We start from the raw sequence: 15,046 nt of genomic DNA on the forward strand, positions 1-15,046 counted from the left end.
ACCCCAAAAGATCAACAACGGGACTTCCGAATACGTACGTCGACATAGCGTACTAGAAAGAAACTGCACAGGCTGCTCGTTTAAGCGGGCGAGAGCAAACCGAGATTGATGAGGCGGAACTCCATTGCCTGCCGCGACACGTCAAAGGTTCTTGCAAGATGCTGCACGATAGCCGTGTCCGACCTTAGTCGACCGCTGGTGAGCTGGTCGAGTTGTTCGACTATCCGTTCGTCGGGCATGAGTAGCGCTGCCGCAAAGGCATTCGCCTCACGCTCTTGCCGATCTGTCGCTGTAGACGAGACTGCGTCCCGAAAGTTTACGCGCACGAGCCGGTCAAGAATGAGCCCCTTACCCTCATGCAACAGAAGGTGACCAATCTCGTGCGCGATTGTGAAACGTTGACGAACCGGGGCATTGACGCTGTTGACGCCAATAATAGCTGGCTGGCCATCTTGGCGTAGTAGTAGGCCGGAAATGTCGTCTGCCTCAAAGGGCTGGTAGCGAACCACCGCGCGGAGGGAGGCGGCTATGCGGTCTACCGGGACTGGAATATAATTTGCGTATCCGCAGTCTTTTAGAAGTTCGATCGCTCGGATCTCGCTCGACGTACGACGGATCGGCGGATTCACGACGTGTTTCCGTCATCGGCAACGTGGGCGGACACGTTATCGTCGCCAGGCATCGATGCGATCGAGGCAACCCATTCCCGGTAGGGGCCGGGCGCTTCTGGCGCCGCTGAAGGGGCCGGGCGTCCCGCGATGACCTCTGCGAGGAGTTCTGGCGCTCCAACGTTGAGCTGCTCAGCTAGGCGGACGAACGTCAGCAGTGTGATGCCTTGGGCACCGTGCTCGATGTTCGTGATCGTCGTCCGCGTCAACCCGAGTCGCTCGGCAAGGGCTGCCTGGCTCCATCCCCGCTGGCGGCGGTGCTTGCGCACTGACTGCGCCAGACCGCGCTGCAGTTCCACGTCCTGCACAGGCCGCAGTCTGCCCGGGAAGCGGTGTCGGTGTCAAACTCACTGTCATGTCAGTTTCACTGTCATTTTGTTGTTGCCAGTTGGGTTGACCATCTGGTGCTCCGAGGCTGACGATCGTCAGCGTCGCCTGGTCGGCGACATCGGCTAAGCGGTCGGCAACGCCGCGGACAGGAGAACTCCCATGAGTGGGACAGCAGCAGTCGAGGCCGGGGCTCAGACCAAGACGGTGGAGATCATCGTGAACGGCCGTCGGCGCACAGTGGTCAAAGGGGAGTTGAGCTTTGACGAGGTCGTGGCCCTGGCTTTCGATCCTGTGCCTGCTGGCGACAACGTCGACTTCACGATCACCTTCCGGCGGGGGCACGGCGACAAGCCCGAGGGGACCCTCCGTCCAGGCGGGACCGTCAAGATCAAGGAAGGAATGATCTTTGATGTCACAGCGACTGATCGTTCGTAGCGCGGACCTCGGGCGGCTGCGGGAGGAGGGCTACCACCTTGAGACACGTGGAAATGTGCTGCTCGTCCACGACGTGCCGTACGTCAACCCGAGTCGGGAGGTCCTACGCGGCACCTTGGTCACCGAACTGGAGCTCGCCGGTGACATGACGATCCAGCCGTCGAACCATGTCGCCCAGTTCATCGGCCAGACACCCTCGGACTCGGAAGGCCATCCGCTGTCGAAGCTGATCAACAGCGGTGCGGCGTCGTTGGTCGGCTCGGTTCACGTCAACTTCACGTTCTCGAAGAAGCCGATGGGTGGTGACCAGCGCTACCGGGACTATCACCACAAGGTAACAACCTATGTCGCCCTCCTCTTGATGCACGCCCAGGTGCTCGATCCAACCGTCGCGGCCACGACCTTCCCAGTGATCACGCCGGACGAGGACGACGACTCGCCGTTCGAGTACCTGGACACCGCATCCGTCCGAGCCGGCATCTCGGAGGTGACCAAAAAGCTCCGGCTAGGTCCGATAGCGATCATCGGCCTCGGCGGCACCGGTGCCTATACCCTCGATCTTGTAGCGAAGACGCCGGTCCGAGAGATCCATCTATTCGATGGTGACCGCTACCTCCAGCACAACGCCTTTCGATCGCCCGGGGCGCCGTCGATCGAGGAGCTGGCTACGGTGCCAAAGAAGGTTGACTACTTCGCAGCGCGTTACGCCAAGATGCGAAAGAAAATAGTGCCGCACGGCGACTTCGTCACTGAGGCGAATGTTGACGAGCTGCGCGGAATGACGTTTGTCTTCCTCGCGCTTGATGATGGTCCGGCGCGGAAGCTGATAGTTACTAAGCTAGAAGAGTACGGGATTGATTTCATCGATGTTGGAATCGGTGTCGAGCATGTCGACAACTCGTTGACCGGTTTAGTGCGCACGACTCTGAGCACCGTGGATTCGCGCAAGCATCTTGACGCCGACCACCGGCTGCCGTTCGGGAAAGCGAATGATGCCAACGACTACAACCGCAACATTCAGATTGCCGATCTGAACGCACTCAACGCCGCGCTGGCTGTGATCAAGTGGAAGAAGCTGGCCGGCTTCTACCTGGACCTGGAACGCGAGCACTACAGCGCTTATGCTGTGAACGGCAATACCTTGATCAATGAGGACCTGGGGTGACCAGGCTGGACGCAGTCCGGCATGAGTTCGTGGAGTGTATACCTGAGACCCTGATTCAGGGTGTTGTCTACGTGTCAATAGCCTATGCCACTGTGGCCCATAGTTGCTGCTGTGGATGCGGAAACGTGGCTTACACACCGCTGGCGCCTGGCCGGTGGGCGTTGACTTTCGATGGAAGATCGATCTCTTTGGACCCGTCGATCGGCAACTGGAGTTTCCCATGCCAGTCGCACTACTGGATAGAGCGCAACCGCGTCCACTGGCACGCGGCGTGGACGGCGGAGAAAATCCAGAAAGGCCGAGCGCGGACATTGCAAATGATCAACAAAGACATTGAACGAACCGATGGTGCGAAAAGCGCTACAACCGCAGTCCAAACGAGGTGGCGCGGCTGGTTTGCGCGGCTTCGCCGCCGGTTCAAGTAGGTCGCGCCCTCCTCCAGAAAGCATGCTTGCGGCGTCGATCGACGCCGCGACGGGCCAACGGAGGCGTAAGGTCTCAGATGTGAATAGTTTGGCGTCTGTATCGGTGATTTTTGGATCGCAGTAAACTCTCGCATAGATGCGAGACGGAGAGATGTAGGTGTGCAGTGGGCGAAGAGAAGGACGCCGTCGTTGCAGTCGAGACTGTCCTAGCGGCTGCAACAGTGGGCAGTGTGAAAGTAAGACTCCGAAGCTACTTTTCCTCGCACTACCTATACTCGGCGCAGTTCTTCAGCAGTGAGGCCGGCCGGATCGAGGTGGCAGCGAGAGAAAGAGGCGAATCGCCGCTGTTCGACCCACGCCATCGGGCCTTCGTTATCAGTTCTATTACCGCGTCCTGTGCGTTTCTGGAGGCGATGGTTAACGAGTTGCTGGAGGACATCGCGGACGGTTTCGCAGACGGAGTCTTCAGCGACTATGTTTCACCCCTCCCCGACAACACCAAGCGTGTTATTGCGGTGTTCTGGCGAAAAGAGAAGGCTGGCCGAGTCGAGACGGTACTTGAGAAGTCGGACGTCCTGACGAAGCTCGATATGATTCTGGCCACGGCTGGCTTGCCGCGGATCGACACCAGTCGGCGTCCCTGGCAAGAGGTCGACCTTGTCATCAAGATCCGGAACGCACTGACGCACTACAAACCTCAGTCGCTCGGAGACGATGACGTACATTATCTAACTAAGAAGCTGCAAGGTGGTGATCGATTCCAACTTAACCCGCTTGTGTCGTCGGGAAACCCGTACTTTCCGGACAAGGCGCTTGGGCATGGCTGTGCTGACTGGGCTTGGCGTTCCTGTAAGCAGTTGGCGGACGAGTTTAGTGACGCGCTCGGGATAATGCCGAACTACCGGCGAGCTGTGTTGTCGCCTGAAAGCCTGTCTCCTGATGCCTCGCGACTGTTGCCGTAGTGGTTACGTTAGCCGTCCGGCGAGATAGTGCGGCGCTGATTGAGCGGGCGGGATGGCGCTGGGAGATCATCCTGCGAAGCTTTGTCGGCCTTCGATGTGCAGTCCGCGCATTCTCAGAAGGGCGCGAACTGGCTCCGATCGAGTCAGAAGTGGGCCAACTCCCGGTCCAGGACCCAGCCGAACGCCACCCCGCTCTTCGGGAAGACCCATCCGTCGTAGCGGACGCCGACGGATGGCGAGCTGGTGCCCTTCGGGCCGCGGGTGATCCGTGTTGGCTGTGCTCCAGCGATGAAATCCAGGACGTTGACGTGCCGGATGCCGCAGTCTGCGTAGGTGAAGTCGATGTCGACACCCTTGCAGGGCGCGCCAAAGTCAAGGTAGAGCACGTGCCCGTGCTGCTGGACGAGGACGCGGTAGGTGTAGGCGATTTCGACCTCGTGGTCGGTGCCAGTCTGGGCGTCCAGCGTGACCGTAAAGGACTGGCCGCCGGAGCGCTTGCTCCGGCGGGTCGGCCGCGGCCGACCGTCGACGGTGAAGTCCAGTAGCTCGAAGACTCCGGGAGAGGCAGCGTCCAAGCCGGCGACGGGTTCGAAGTACCACGCCACCGCGTTCGTGGGATCGAGCAGCAGCTCCCGGTACTCGTCCGGGCTGGAGGTGCAAGCGAAACGGCGGGTGGTCTCGGCCAGCTCGGCGCGGTACTCCCGGCGGATCGTGGCCACGAACATGCTGCCGTGACCGGAGACCGGTCCCTTGTCCCACGGCGACAGGCTGACCGAGACGCGCATGTCGTGCCGCCGCTCGGTGGCGGTAGTGACCTGGTGCCGAAGATCGGCGTAGAGGTCGTCGGCCATGGCTTGGTCGCCGAGCTGGATGGCCAAGGTGTTGCGGACCACCCGGTCCAGCGTCTCCGGCGACGCTACGGCGGTCAGAGCGTCCGGCGCGAAGGCGAAACCGTCGATCACGGCATCGCGGATAGCTGGAGCCTCTTCCTTGAGCACCTTGCGAAGGCGTTCGTTGGCCCGTTCGTCGGCGTCGGCCTCGCTGATGTAGTTGAAGGCCACCACAATCAGGCCGCTACCGAAGAGGGTCGAGCCGATCTCGGAGAGCGGCAGCCACATCAGCCACGGGACGGCTGCGGAGAGGTCCGCCTGCCGGCTCGCGATCAGGAAGGCTGCGCCCAACCCCGTGAGGATCACGGCGAGCAAGGTGAGCTTCGTGCGGTAGAGACGTTGGAGCGGCGTCATAGGTTCAAGATCAGTTTATCATGAGTTGATCTTGTCCGCGTATGCAAACGGCACGGCGCTCCTGTCCGCTGGACTCGGAGCGCCGTGCCGCCGCGTGACGTAGGAACTCGGCTCAGCCGCCCGTACCCCCGCCGCCGCCTCCGTCACCACCGCTGCGAAGCGTCATCGGTCTCCACCTCCCTGGGACTCGCGTCATCGACGGCCGGGCCGGCAACTCTGGCGGCCCCGCCAATCCCGGCTGACGCCGGGACGAGACTCAGGCTAGATGCAAAGTCATGGGACGTATATGCATGGGACGTATGCGCTCTGGATGCAGACACGCTAGACGTATGGGCTTGGGGTCGTCATGGCGACCCCACCACTCTCAACGGCTGCGCAGACGTTCGGCGAACGGGTGCGTGCCCAGCGGCACGAGCTGGGCCTGAGCCAGGAGCAACTGGCCGACGAGTGCGGCTTGCACTGGACGTTCGTTGGCCAGGTGGAGCGGGGCCGGCGGAACATCAGCTTGCACAACATCCTCAAGTTGGCTGACGCGCTGAAGATCGATCCTGCGGAGTTGGTGCGTGGGTTGCAGGCGCCATCCAACGAGTAGACCCTCTTCGTGGTGGCGATCACGGCCCGGCGCTGGTCTCGCTTCGGGGTAGCGGCGGTATCTGCTGCAGAACGCCTATCATCTCTGCGGCCAGGCGGGCGTATTCCTGGGCGGAGGCGGTGGTCAATTGCACGAGCTGAGGTGCGTGGACTATCTCGTTCCGAAGGCGCCCAAGACCCTTAATAGCGTCGGCTGCTTCTCGATTGATAGCGCCAGCTTCCTGTAGGAGCTGGACACTGCCGAGGGGTGATCGTCGTCTACCTGACTGAACATTCGTCCGCTCTAGGGCTGCGACGATTTCCCGTTCAACAGCAGTCCATGCCAAAGGTATGGCGGCAGCCGGCGAAACTGCAGCTACCGCGTTGACTTCAGTCACGAGATCGGAAATCTCGTCCCCGACTTCCGGACTTGTGTCAGGTCTGGCCGCCTGCGCCTGCTCGTCAATCTCTGACAGCTCTTGCCGAAAGGCGAGTTCAAGATCCTTGTACTTTAGATTGGACAGCCTCGGCAGCAGCCTGAGAAGGGGTCGACGGACCACCAGCGCGATGACGCAGACAGCCATCGGCCAAGCCAATGACGAGATGACTGCCGCAACGAACTGTAAGGCGCTCACGCCGGTACCCCCGATTCACGCGAGCCCTCTTCCATCGGCGTCGCGCTGCTTGGGAGATCATAGGCGGCCGTGGAGCCCACCCTGCCAGCAGGGCCGTCCAGTGCGGCCGTCTACATACCGTCCGTCATCCACTCGGCCACGGTCCGGATCACGAACGCCTGCCACTCCTGGCTCTGCGGCTGGAGATACCGAGGATCGTCGTGCACGGCGAAGCCGTGCTGGGAGCCTTCGACCTCCACCAGGCGGGTCTTGGCGGCGAACTTTTCCAGGGCTGCGCGCGTCGACTCGATGGGCACCAGCGTGTCCTTCGTGCCGTGTACGAGCAGCGTAGGCGCGACGATCTCCCCGATGGCCTCGTCGGGCCGCAACCAGAAGACCTCGTTGAGCATCGGCCGGCCGTGCTTGAGCGTCGGCGTGAAGGTGATCGCGCCCTGCTCGTCCAGCGTCCGGGCGGCCTCGTCGTCGATGTGGTCGTCGTGCCAGTACGGCCGGCTGTCGATCGTGCGCCACTTGTAGTTGAACTGCGGGTTGAGCAGCACCAGCCGGGACACGTCCTCCGGTCGTTTGGCGGCGTAGTAGCCGCAGATGCCACCGCCGAAGCTCGCGCCGAGCAGGCTGACGTGGTCAACGTCCGTGGCGTCCCGCGCCTCGGCCAGGGCCACCCGGATGTCGTTGAGGATCGACGACAGCGTCAGCTCCTCCTGCCGCCCCTCGCTCTCCCCGTGGCCGCGGAGATCGAAGCGCAGCGATGCCACACCGGCCTCGGCCAGCCCCGCGGCCAGCCGAGTGAAGAAGCCGCCCTCCTCGCGGGTGACGCCGCCACCGTGGACGAGGACCGCGGCGCGTTCGGGAGCCACGTCCGGCGTCGCCAACGTGGCCGTCAGGTGCAACCCGTCCAGCGTGCGGAGCGAGATCACGGTCTCGTGCACGGGCATGGCACTCCTTCTGGCGTTACGGGCGTCGGCCACGGCCATCCTCTGGCGAACGGTCAGCCTTGGCCAGAGCTACAGCCTGGCAGCTATGACCGGAACCGATCACCGGGCGGGAGGTTCCAGTCCAGCGCCCGCAAGCCGTCGGCGACCCGTTGCAGCACGGCCAAATCGTCGAAGACCTCGATGGGCGCCGGTGGGTCGGCGGGCGCTCGCCGGCGAGGTAGTTCGGGAGCAGGCGAAGCGGTCGCCGTAACCATCGTCAAGGCGAAGCTGCACCACACGACCTTGCCGCCGGTGGCCGGACGATAGAAGGCCCAGCGGGTGCTCAAGGTCGACACCAGGAGAAGACCGCGTCCGCCTTCGGCGTCGAGGGCCGGTTCTCGATGGATGGGCGCGGAAGCGTCGGCGTCCCAGACTTCGATGATCAGGTCTGCGTCGGTGCGTGTCACGCGGGTGGCGATGACCGGCACCCGGCCAGCCGAAGCACGGCAGGCGTTCGTCACCAGCTCGGACGCGAGAAGGGTTGCCGTCTCGACCAGGTCCGCCAGGTTCCACGCTTGCAAGACCGCCGCGACATGCCGGCGAGCGAGGCCCGGCGCGGCGTGATCCGCCTCGAACTGCCGCACCATATGCACCGGCACCGCGGCGGCCGTCTCCCGGTCGGCCGCGGCCATCGCGCCGTTCACGTACGCGGACCGATGGAATGGGCGTCCGAGGCTTCCACCACGAGCACCGCGCCGCCAGCGTTGCCGATCTCCACCTCGATGGCCTTGCGGACCTGCGGGGAGGTGGAGAGGTGCTCCGCCGTGACGACCAGGACGCCGCTTCCCGGGGGGCGCTGGAGCCGCGCCAGCAGCTCGGTCAGGCCGGGGCGCATGATGCGGGCCGGCGGCATGTGCCGGTCCACGTACACGTCGGCCAGCTTCAAGCCCTCGGCTACGGCATGGGCTACGAGGAGATCGTGGAAGCGATCTTCTTCGGCTTCATCGTCATCTTCCAGTCGGATGTAACCGAACACGGTGGCGGACATACGTCCCCTCCATCCCGTCGAGGTGGCGACGTCCCGGACCGAGGAGTCGGCTCGACCCAGTCCGGGACGCCTCCGGCAACGGTGACCGCGGAGAGGGAGTGGGGCTATGCACCCGAGGTATGGGCAGCACGCGGACCAGGTGTGCGCGGTTCGGCAGCAGAACGACGACGCTCAGCGAGCGTCGAGAGTTCCCAAGCCCGCCCAGTCCGCCATCCCGGCTGTGATCAAGGACTTGACCTTGGCCTGGCCCTCCACGCGCACGACATCGGTGAAGCATGCGCACTCTGTCAGGGGGCTGTTCCGCGCCACGCACACCACGATGCCCGTCACCTGGAGCCCCCGGGCAGTGGCGATCAAGTTCTCACCGACCGCCGGCAGTGGCAGCCGCTTCACCAGCTCGGCCGCGAACTGCCGCTCGACGGAGGACCGATTTAGTAGCTCAAGCGTCCGGTCGGTGACCTCAACCAGCCCTTCACGGAGTCGGTCTTGCGCCTCCAGGATGGTCCGCGCCAGCTTGGCAAGGGCGCTACACCGGCGTCCTGACCAGTGACGAGTAAGCCGTTGCCACGTCTGGTCACTGACGTACTCGGTCGCGCGGCCGATGATGAGTTCCCGAAGATTGGGATCGGCGATCAGGCTGCCGAATGACTCCGCGGCGGAGCGTACCCGCAGCTCCTCAGCGTTCGGAGGCGGCGGCGCTGAACGGCCTGGCGCTGATGACGTGGTTCTTGGACCCGCTGGTGTGCGTGCCGTGCTGCGACGCGCACTGATCTGAACGAACGACCCCGACGGGTGATGCCGACAGTGCTGGCCGGCCTCCTTGACGGGATTTCTGCAACTCGTGCCGCGCCGGGTAGTCCCCCCGCACCTGAACCGGACCATGCAATGAGCGTCCGATCTGCCGCGCTACGTAAGCAATAGCCGAGTTGGCCATCCATTGTCTAAGCGAAGTAGTGCACCGCGACCTTCGGATTCGGCCCGTATGCGCTGTTGACCTGGAGTCGCCCACGAGGCTCACCCAGGTAGCAGGACGTGCGCTGCCTGTTACGCCAGCATCGCTTCGCGGAACTCTCGCGGCCCCGGCCGCGACCGCCACGGCGTCAAGCTCTGCGCCACGTCCGCCAGGATGGCCGAGGTGCGTCCGGAGTTGGTGGCACGCGCGATCTGCAAGGCATCGAGGGCGACGGAGGCAGCCTCGTCCGGGTGCCCGCTCAGCGCCAGCGCCGCTGCCCGCCGGGCGCTGAACAGCGCGGTGTCCCGCCGCGACAGCGCATCTCTGGCCAGTATGTCGGCGAAGATCCCAGCGGCCTGGTCGGGCACGCCAGCTTCGGTGTAGACCGCCGCATCCCGCAACTGGAGTGTGACGGAACTGAGACGGGACGCGGGAGCCTCGACCTCAGCATCAAGGGTCTGTCGAGCAATATCCAGCTTTCGCTCGATGACCGACAGCGCCCCTCCGTGCGTGGCCAGCGCCAGCGCTTCCTGCTGTACTTGCTCAGCCCGAAGCGCCGGCGGTGCGGTGGGACAGACCCGGCCCGCGGCCTCAGCCAGGTTCAACATGCGGGCCAGCTCGCGGCTGTCGTAGGCCATCTGCGACTTCTTGACCAGTACATACGCCTGCATCGGGACGTCTTGGGCTTCCTGCGCCCACTCCATCGCCCGGTCGTACCAGTAGCTGGCTGAGCCAGGGTCATGGAGGTCTCGATAGAGCCAGCCGGCGAACTCGGCGCCGTCCGCCCCGACCGCCAGCAGCTGACGACGGACGCCTGGTTGCACATCGCGGGCGTGCTGCTGAATGGCCCCAAGGACGCCGAGCACCAGCGGTAAGACGCGCAGCGGTCCCAGCTGACCGTCGTCGGTCTTGCACTGCTCGAACTGTCGGGCGAAGAAGCCGACCACCGAACCGTCCAGGTAGCGGCGGGCGTCCTCCAGGGCGGCGGCCATGTGTTGCAGCTCGTCCAAACCGGCGAACGGCAGCACGCGCACGGCCTGCCGTCCAACGGACGTGGCTTCAATCTTCCTCGTTCTGGAGGCCGCCACGTCGCCAAGCACGGCGTCGAGGCCATGCGCGGAAGCGGCTTCGGCATCGACCGGCAGCATGACCTCCCGGCCGGCCAGCAGAACGGGCAGCAAGACCGAAGGGCGATCGTCGGCGGCTGAGCGGGTCCGCGGCTCGCCGGGCAGGTCGAACCACAGCAACTCGGCCGGGATACCGAGGATCTGGCTGTAGCGGATCAGCTTGGTGAGCTCTTCGGGCGCCCGGCCGTTCTCGATGCGGCTGAGCTGGGCCTGGGTCATGCCGAGCCAGGTGCCGACCAGCTCCTGGGACAACGTTTGGCCGTGGAACGGATGCGTCCGGTAGGCGAAGAGCACCCGGCCCATGTGCCAGGTCGCCAGGGCATCCCTCATCTTGTCGAGCTGCCAGAAGTCCGGCGGCACGGTGGGCGGCCGGGTCTGAGCCTCCAAGTTGGCGCTCTGGCAGGGGCTGCACAGCTTCCGCGGGTTGTCGCCCGCCAGCCGGTGCCCGCAGCGCGAGCAGTGCCGGGGCTCGGTCATCGCTGGACGGCCTCCCGTTCCACGCGCGCGTTCACGACCAAGGTCAACCTACGACGCTAACACCCGCTGTAGCAGGGTCTATGCGCCGCGCGTATGTCGGTCACCTTTTGTCGGCGTGGTGCCAAACGCAGCTCGCGCTGACGCTGGGGACCGTTCCGCCGAAGCGGCGGCACTCCCCGTGCGAAAGGGGTTCGTCCGTGCCCCTCACCTTGGCTGTCTCCGTCTTCGGCCCGCCGGCCGCCGGCAAGACCACGCTCACCGTGGCGCTCGGCGCGCACCCCGGCGGGGCCGTCTTCCGTCTCCGCGAGCACGTGCCGCAGACCATCCTGGCGGCCACGGCGACCAGCGCCGAACGCCTGGGCTGGATCGACGACTTCACCGTGGTGACGGCGCTGCGTGGTTACCTCGACGCCACGGTCCGGGCCGGCGAGGCGCACACGCTGTTCTTCGACAACTTCCCCGGCAACGGCACCCAGGTGCGGCTGTTCCTACTCGCCCTGCGCCAGCACGCGCCGGAGTGTGTGGTTCGCGCCGTGGAGCTGGCGGCCGATACCACCACCTTGTACCGCCGGGCCACCCGGCGGCGGGTGTGTCACAGCTGCGAACGCGATCCGATCCGTGATCCCCGGCTGCCAGCCGAAGCCCGTGCCGACGACGCCCACGCCTGCGCCCGCTGCGGCGGCGTCCTGCACCCCCGCCGGGGCGATGCCCCGCGGCTGCTACGCGCCCGGCTCAACCGCTACCGCCAGACCGCCGATGGCATCCGCGGTGCCTTCCAGGAAGCCGGCGTGCCGGTCTTCCAGCTCAACGCTGCTAGCGGCGCCAGCCAGATCTTCGAGGACATCACCGCCCTACTGACGAGCAGGAGCACTCCGTGACGACCGTCCACCTTGATCCGCCACGCCTGCGGAGGGATGACGACTACGGCCACGCCCGGATGCCGCGCCGGGCCAGCCTGCCCGCCCCCGATCGGATCGAGCGCATCGCCTACGGCCGCTTCCGCAACGTGTACCTGTACATCACCGAGGCGTGCCAGCTCCGGTGCGAGCACTGCTACATGGGCGAACGGCTGGACCGGGCGCTCAAGCTGACCTTGCCGCAGATCCGGGACACCCTCGCCACGTGGCGCCGGATGGGCGGCAGCAAGCTGACCATCCTCGGCGGCGAGCCGACACTGCACCCCAATTACGTGGACGCCATCCGGCTCGGCCGGCAGCTCGGCTACGAGGACGTCATCACGACGACCAACGCCCAGAAGCCGGCGGCCCGCAAGTTCCGCCAGCTCGAACCGGAGGACTTCGCCTACGTCCAGGTCAGCCTCGACGGCGGCAGCGCCGAGACCCACGACCGGGTACGCGGTGCGGACACCTTCGCCACTGCGCTGGAGACGACGGCCGAGCTGACCGGCCGTGGCTTCGACACCCGGATCATCTGCACCGTCAACCAGGCCAACAAGCCCGACGCCCTGAAGTTGCTGGACATCGCCGACGAGATCGGCGTGTCCCTGGTGAAGTTCCACGTCTTCTCGACCATCGGCGTGGGGCACGGCAACGCCGACATGGCCATCGGACCCGCGGAGTGGGTGACGTTTTGCGACGACCTGAACGGAATTGCGCCGGCCTACCGGACGCGGGTCTGGTACCAGCCGACGTATGCCCGCCGCGACCAGATGGCCCGCTACGCCGCCGAGGGCTACCAGGGCTGCATCGGGCGGACGCTGGACCGGATCTCGATCTTTCCCGACGGCAGGTGCTACGTCTGCTCCTACCTGTTCGACACCGACCTGTACTTCGCCCGGATGCAGGACGGGCAGGTGGTGCTCAACCGCGGTGACAACGAGTTCGATCTCTTCACCCGGCCGCTGGTCACGAGCGCCTGTGGCGGCTGCAAGGCATCAGCCTGCCAGGGCGGCTGCCCGGCCGAGGAGATCGTCATGGGCGGCTCGTCCTGCGCTGCCGAGCCGGACATCGTGCCGGTGTGCCGGCTGTGGAAGTCCAGCGCCAAGCCCGAGGACTGAGGAGAAGATTCAGATGGAACATGTCATCGAGCCACTGCGCGGGCTGGACTGGAACGACATCGACGCCGTAGAGCACGCCACCCGCAAGGCGCTCACCCAGTTCGCCGACGACCCGGATCTGATCCGGGTCGCGCTCCTCGAACTACCGAACCGGCCGGAGCTGCTGGCCTTGTGCGAGCACTACGACATCCTGGACAAGATCGTGCTGTACCAGGATGACGCCGGCATCCGGGTGCGGCTGCATGTCTTCCTGCCCGGCTACTTCGACCGGCCGCACAACCACCGCTGGTCGTACGCCAGCCGCATCGTGCGCGGGGAGTACCGGCACTACCTCTTCGGCGACCTCGACGTGGACGCCGAACCGGAGCCGGGCTCCCTGACTGCGCTCCAAGTCCGGCAGGAGCAGATCGGCGACACCTACGCCCTGCACCACAGCATGGTGCACGCCGTAGTGGCCGAGCCATACACGGTGTCCCTGGTCATCCGCGGGCCGGCCGTGAAGGAGCGCTTCCTGGTCATGGACCGGGGGACCGGCGAGCGCTGGTGGCAGTACGGGGCCGAGCAGGAGACGGCCGGCGACGCGGCCCGTAAGCGGATGACCAGGGAACGGCTGGACGAGCTGACGGGGTTGCTGCGGGAGTGGGATCTCTTCTAGCGGACGGCCGCCGGTAGCTGATCCAGCGATTCACCGCACGCCAGCAGTTCCGTGAGATGCGGCAGCGGTTCGTGGTGGGCTCGCGCACACCGGAGCCCACCACTGGCCGAGGCCAGGGCCAAGCTGTCCCGCATCGGCCAGCCGTGGAGCAGGCCGTAGAGCAGCCCACCGGAGAACGCCGCGCCCGCGCAGTGGGTGTGGCGCACCGTGACCGGGACGGCCGGCACGGAAACAGTGACATCCGCCCCCACCGCGCACGCCCCGGCCGCCCCGGCGGTGACTACCACCCACGAAGCTCCGGTCTGGCCCAGCAGGGTGGCGGCTACGGCCGGGGCAGTTTCGTGCGCGTCGTCGTCGACGTTGGTCTGGATGATCAGATCCGGGCAGTCCCGGAGGACGGACGCCACCATCGGTGTGAGGACCGACCCTCCGAGGTTGACCAGCAGTGGCACGCTGGGCGTCCGCGCGGCCTGGATGGCCCGGATCGCGGCCGGTTCGATTACCTTGTAGCAGTCGACGTAGGCGTAGGAGGCCCTGGCCAGCGGTGCAAGGTCGACCGCGGTCAGGGCCTCGGCGACTCCTTGTAGGTACGGGAACCAGGTGCGCGTGCCGTCCTCGTCCGCCACGATCACGATCTGCGGCGTCGCCAGGCCGGGCACCGTCTCGACGGTGGTCAGCACACGGCCCCGGTGGAGCCAGGCTCTGACCTGGTCGCCCGGCGCATCGTCACCGATGTTGTTGCTGATCACGAGCGCTGGGATGTCGAGCGCGGCCAGGACGGCGGCGACCATCGGGCCATCGGCAGCGATGGAGGCTTCAGACCGCTGCACCTCGGCCCCGTGGTTGGCCTGCGGGAAGCGCTCGACGTTCCACAGTGACGCGGCGGCCAGGTAGCTGAAGCAAACCACCGGGCCGGAATCGGTGGCCACGGCTACCAGCCGTAGGTCGAGAAGGGCTGACCGGCGGCGATGTGCTCCAGGGCGGTGCGGCAGTAGGCGATCAGGTGGGTGGGCAGCTCGTCCAGCGGGAACCAGGCCAGCTCGCTGCACTTGTCGGGCTCGCGGTTGTCCGGCTCGCCGTCCCATTTGCGCACGGCGAAGAAGAAGGCCGCCCGGCCGCCGCTCGACGAATTGTGCATGACGTGCGCGAACTCGACGGCTTCCGGCTCGATGGTCACGCCGATTTCTTCCTTGGCCTCGCGGACGAGGGCCGCGATCACCGACTCACCCGCTTCGAGGTGGCCGGACGGGAGGTGGTAGGCGCCGTCTTCGTAGCCGGTGTTCTGGCGGCGGCCGAAGAGCACTTGATCGCCGTCCAGCAGGAGAAGATGGACGTCAGCGGTGAGCTGGTGACGGTGAGAGGCGGTCATGTGCCGGACCGTAGTGAGCTATGTGGAGCATGTCCATACGTTTGAGGTATAGA

19 protein-coding genes are annotated in these 15,046 nt (G+C 65.5%); 8 read left to right on the forward strand and 11 right to left on the reverse strand.

Annotation, left to right across the window (positions count from 1 at the left end; all coding sequences use genetic code 11):
- Positions 1 to 80: 80 nt before the first annotated feature.
- Positions 81 to 629: an ImmA/IrrE family metallo-endopeptidase gene (locus FRANCCI3_RS24080; protein ID WP_011435334.1), complete on the reverse strand. Its 549-nt coding sequence runs from the start codon at positions 627 to 629 to the stop codon at positions 81 to 83.
- Positions 626 to 976: a helix-turn-helix domain-containing protein gene (locus tag FRANCCI3_RS23160; protein WP_011435335.1), complete on the reverse strand. Its 351-nt coding sequence runs from the start codon at positions 974 to 976 to the stop codon at positions 626 to 628. Before FRANCCI3_RS23160 ends, FRANCCI3_RS24080 begins: the two co-directional genes overlap by 4 nt.
- A gap of 181 nt (positions 977 to 1,157) precedes the next feature.
- Between FRANCCI3_RS23160 and FRANCCI3_RS04430 the strand changes: the two genes are divergently transcribed.
- The 4 genes from FRANCCI3_RS04430 (at position 1,158) to FRANCCI3_RS25910 (ending at position 3,985) form a co-directional block, all read left to right on the forward strand.
- On the forward strand, positions 1,158 to 1,433 hold the full coding sequence (locus tag FRANCCI3_RS04430) for a multiubiquitin domain-containing protein (protein ID WP_011435336.1): 276 nt from the start codon (positions 1,158 to 1,160) through the stop codon (positions 1,431 to 1,433).
- Positions 1,408 to 2,598, forward strand: coding sequence for a ThiF family adenylyltransferase (locus FRANCCI3_RS04435; RefSeq protein WP_011435337.1), 1,191 nt, complete (start codon positions 1,408 to 1,410; stop codon positions 2,596 to 2,598). Before FRANCCI3_RS04430 ends, FRANCCI3_RS04435 begins: the two co-directional genes overlap by 26 nt.
- A gap of 92 nt (positions 2,599 to 2,690) precedes the next feature.
- Positions 2,691 to 3,023, forward strand: coding sequence for a DUF6527 family protein (locus FRANCCI3_RS28940; RefSeq protein WP_349256632.1), 333 nt, complete (start codon positions 2,691 to 2,693; stop codon positions 3,021 to 3,023).
- Positions 3,024 to 3,187: 164 nt separating this feature from the next.
- Positions 3,188 to 3,985, forward strand: a complete 798-nt coding sequence (locus FRANCCI3_RS25910) for a hypothetical protein (protein WP_011435339.1) — start codon at positions 3,188 to 3,190, stop codon at positions 3,983 to 3,985.
- Positions 3,986 to 4,128: 143 nt separating this feature from the next.
- Here FRANCCI3_RS25910 and FRANCCI3_RS04440 read toward each other — a convergent pair whose 3' ends face one another.
- Positions 4,129 to 5,229, reverse strand: coding sequence for a hypothetical protein (locus FRANCCI3_RS04440; RefSeq protein WP_011435340.1), 1,101 nt, complete (start codon positions 5,227 to 5,229; stop codon positions 4,129 to 4,131).
- Positions 5,230 to 5,575: 346 nt separating this feature from the next.
- Here FRANCCI3_RS04440 and FRANCCI3_RS04445 point away from each other — a divergent pair, with 346 nt between their 5' ends.
- A complete protein-coding gene (locus tag FRANCCI3_RS04445; protein ID WP_011435341.1) occupies positions 5,576 to 5,821 on the forward strand; it encodes a helix-turn-helix domain-containing protein in 246 nt (81 codons plus the stop codon).
- A 19-nt stretch (positions 5,822 to 5,840) separates the two neighbouring features.
- Here the strand turns inward: FRANCCI3_RS04445 and FRANCCI3_RS25915 are convergent, their stop codons facing one another.
- The 6 genes from FRANCCI3_RS25915 to FRANCCI3_RS04470 form a co-directional block, all read right to left on the reverse strand.
- Positions 5,841 to 6,383 (reverse strand): hypothetical protein, encoded by a 543-nt coding sequence (locus tag FRANCCI3_RS25915; protein ID WP_235608899.1) that lies wholly within the window; start codon positions 6,381 to 6,383, stop codon positions 5,841 to 5,843.
- A gap of 161 nt (positions 6,384 to 6,544) precedes the next feature.
- Positions 6,545 to 7,369, reverse strand: coding sequence for an alpha/beta hydrolase (locus FRANCCI3_RS04450; RefSeq protein WP_011435343.1), 825 nt, complete (start codon positions 7,367 to 7,369; stop codon positions 6,545 to 6,547).
- Positions 7,370 to 7,452: 83 nt separating this feature from the next.
- On the reverse strand, positions 7,453 to 8,052 hold the full coding sequence (locus FRANCCI3_RS04455) for an ATP-binding protein (protein WP_023841041.1): 600 nt from the start codon (positions 8,050 to 8,052) through the stop codon (positions 7,453 to 7,455).
- On the reverse strand, positions 8,049 to 8,396 hold the full coding sequence (locus FRANCCI3_RS04460; RefSeq protein WP_011435345.1) for a recombinase family protein: 348 nt from the start codon (positions 8,394 to 8,396) through the stop codon (positions 8,049 to 8,051). The genes FRANCCI3_RS04455 and FRANCCI3_RS04460 overlap by 4 nt, the downstream gene beginning before the upstream one ends.
- A 171-nt stretch (positions 8,397 to 8,567) precedes the next feature.
- Positions 8,568 to 8,753, reverse strand: a complete 186-nt coding sequence (locus FRANCCI3_RS26665; protein WP_167534309.1) for a hypothetical protein — start codon at positions 8,751 to 8,753, stop codon at positions 8,568 to 8,570.
- 687 nt (positions 8,754 to 9,440) lie between these two features.
- Complete coding sequence (locus FRANCCI3_RS04470; RefSeq protein ID WP_011435347.1) at positions 9,441 to 10,952, reverse strand: helix-turn-helix transcriptional regulator; 1,512 nt, start codon at positions 10,950 to 10,952, stop codon at positions 9,441 to 9,443.
- 197 nt (positions 10,953 to 11,149) lie between these two features.
- Here FRANCCI3_RS04470 and FRANCCI3_RS04475 point away from each other — a divergent pair, with 197 nt between their 5' ends.
- The 3 genes from FRANCCI3_RS04475 to FRANCCI3_RS04485 are packed head-to-tail and all read left to right on the forward strand — an operon-like array spanning position 11,150 to position 13,624.
- On the forward strand, positions 11,150 to 11,830 hold the full coding sequence (locus FRANCCI3_RS04475; RefSeq protein ID WP_035730912.1) for a hypothetical protein: 681 nt from the start codon (positions 11,150 to 11,152) through the stop codon (positions 11,828 to 11,830).
- On the forward strand, positions 11,827 to 12,969 hold the full coding sequence (locus tag FRANCCI3_RS04480; protein ID WP_011435349.1) for a radical SAM protein: 1,143 nt from the start codon (positions 11,827 to 11,829) through the stop codon (positions 12,967 to 12,969). The genes FRANCCI3_RS04475 and FRANCCI3_RS04480 overlap by 4 nt, the downstream gene beginning before the upstream one ends.
- A 13-nt stretch (positions 12,970 to 12,982) precedes the next feature.
- On the forward strand, positions 12,983 to 13,624 hold the full coding sequence (locus FRANCCI3_RS04485) for a hypothetical protein (protein WP_011435350.1): 642 nt from the start codon (positions 12,983 to 12,985) through the stop codon (positions 13,622 to 13,624).
- Here FRANCCI3_RS04485 and FRANCCI3_RS23165 read toward each other — a convergent pair.
- Positions 13,621 to 14,553 carry a PfkB family carbohydrate kinase gene (locus FRANCCI3_RS23165; protein WP_011435351.1) on the reverse strand — a complete coding sequence of 311 codons (933 nt, stop codon included), beginning with the start codon at positions 14,551 to 14,553 and terminating at the stop codon, positions 13,621 to 13,623. The genes FRANCCI3_RS04485 and FRANCCI3_RS23165 overlap by 4 nt on opposite strands.
- Positions 14,554 to 14,555: 2 nt before the next feature.
- A complete protein-coding gene (locus FRANCCI3_RS04495; protein WP_011435352.1) occupies positions 14,556 to 14,993 on the reverse strand; it encodes an NUDIX hydrolase in 438 nt (145 codons plus the stop codon).
- Positions 14,994 to 15,046: the final 53 nt, after the last annotated feature.

The sequence above is a fragment of the Frankia casuarinae genome (assembly GCF_000013345.1).
Classification (GTDB): domain Bacteria; phylum Actinomycetota; class Actinomycetes; order Frankiales; family Frankiaceae; genus Frankia; species Frankia casuarinae.

Bases quoted from the DNA above. Each gene is read 5' to 3' on its own strand.
- FRANCCI3_RS04430 (WP_011435336.1), top strand. From the start codon at position 1,158: ATGAGTGGGACAGCAGCAGTCGAGGCCGGGGCTCAGACCAAGACGGTG.
- FRANCCI3_RS04435 (WP_011435337.1), top strand. From the start codon at position 1,408: ATGTCACAGCGACTGATCGTTCGTAGCGCGGACCTCGGGCGGCTGCGG.
- FRANCCI3_RS04440 (WP_011435340.1), bottom strand. From the start codon at position 5,229: ATGACGCCGCTCCAACGTCTCTACCGCACGAAGCTCACCTTGCTCGCC.
- FRANCCI3_RS04445 (WP_011435341.1), top strand. From the start codon at position 5,576: ATGGCGACCCCACCACTCTCAACGGCTGCGCAGACGTTCGGCGAACGG.
- FRANCCI3_RS25915 (WP_235608899.1), bottom strand. From the start codon at position 6,383: ATGGCTGTCTGCGTCATCGCGCTGGTGGTCCGTCGACCCCTTCTCAGG.
- FRANCCI3_RS04450 (WP_011435343.1), bottom strand. From the start codon at position 7,369: ATGCCCGTGCACGAGACCGTGATCTCGCTCCGCACGCTGGACGGGTTG.
- FRANCCI3_RS04460 (WP_011435345.1), bottom strand. From the start codon at position 8,396: ATGTCCGCCACCGTGTTCGGTTACATCCGACTGGAAGATGACGATGAA.
- FRANCCI3_RS04470 (WP_011435347.1), bottom strand. From the start codon at position 10,952: ATGACCGAGCCCCGGCACTGCTCGCGCTGCGGGCACCGGCTGGCGGGC.
- FRANCCI3_RS04485 (WP_011435350.1), top strand. From the start codon at position 12,983: ATGGAACATGTCATCGAGCCACTGCGCGGGCTGGACTGGAACGACATC.
- FRANCCI3_RS04495 (WP_011435352.1), bottom strand. From the start codon at position 14,993: ATGACCGCCTCTCACCGTCACCAGCTCACCGCTGACGTCCATCTTCTC.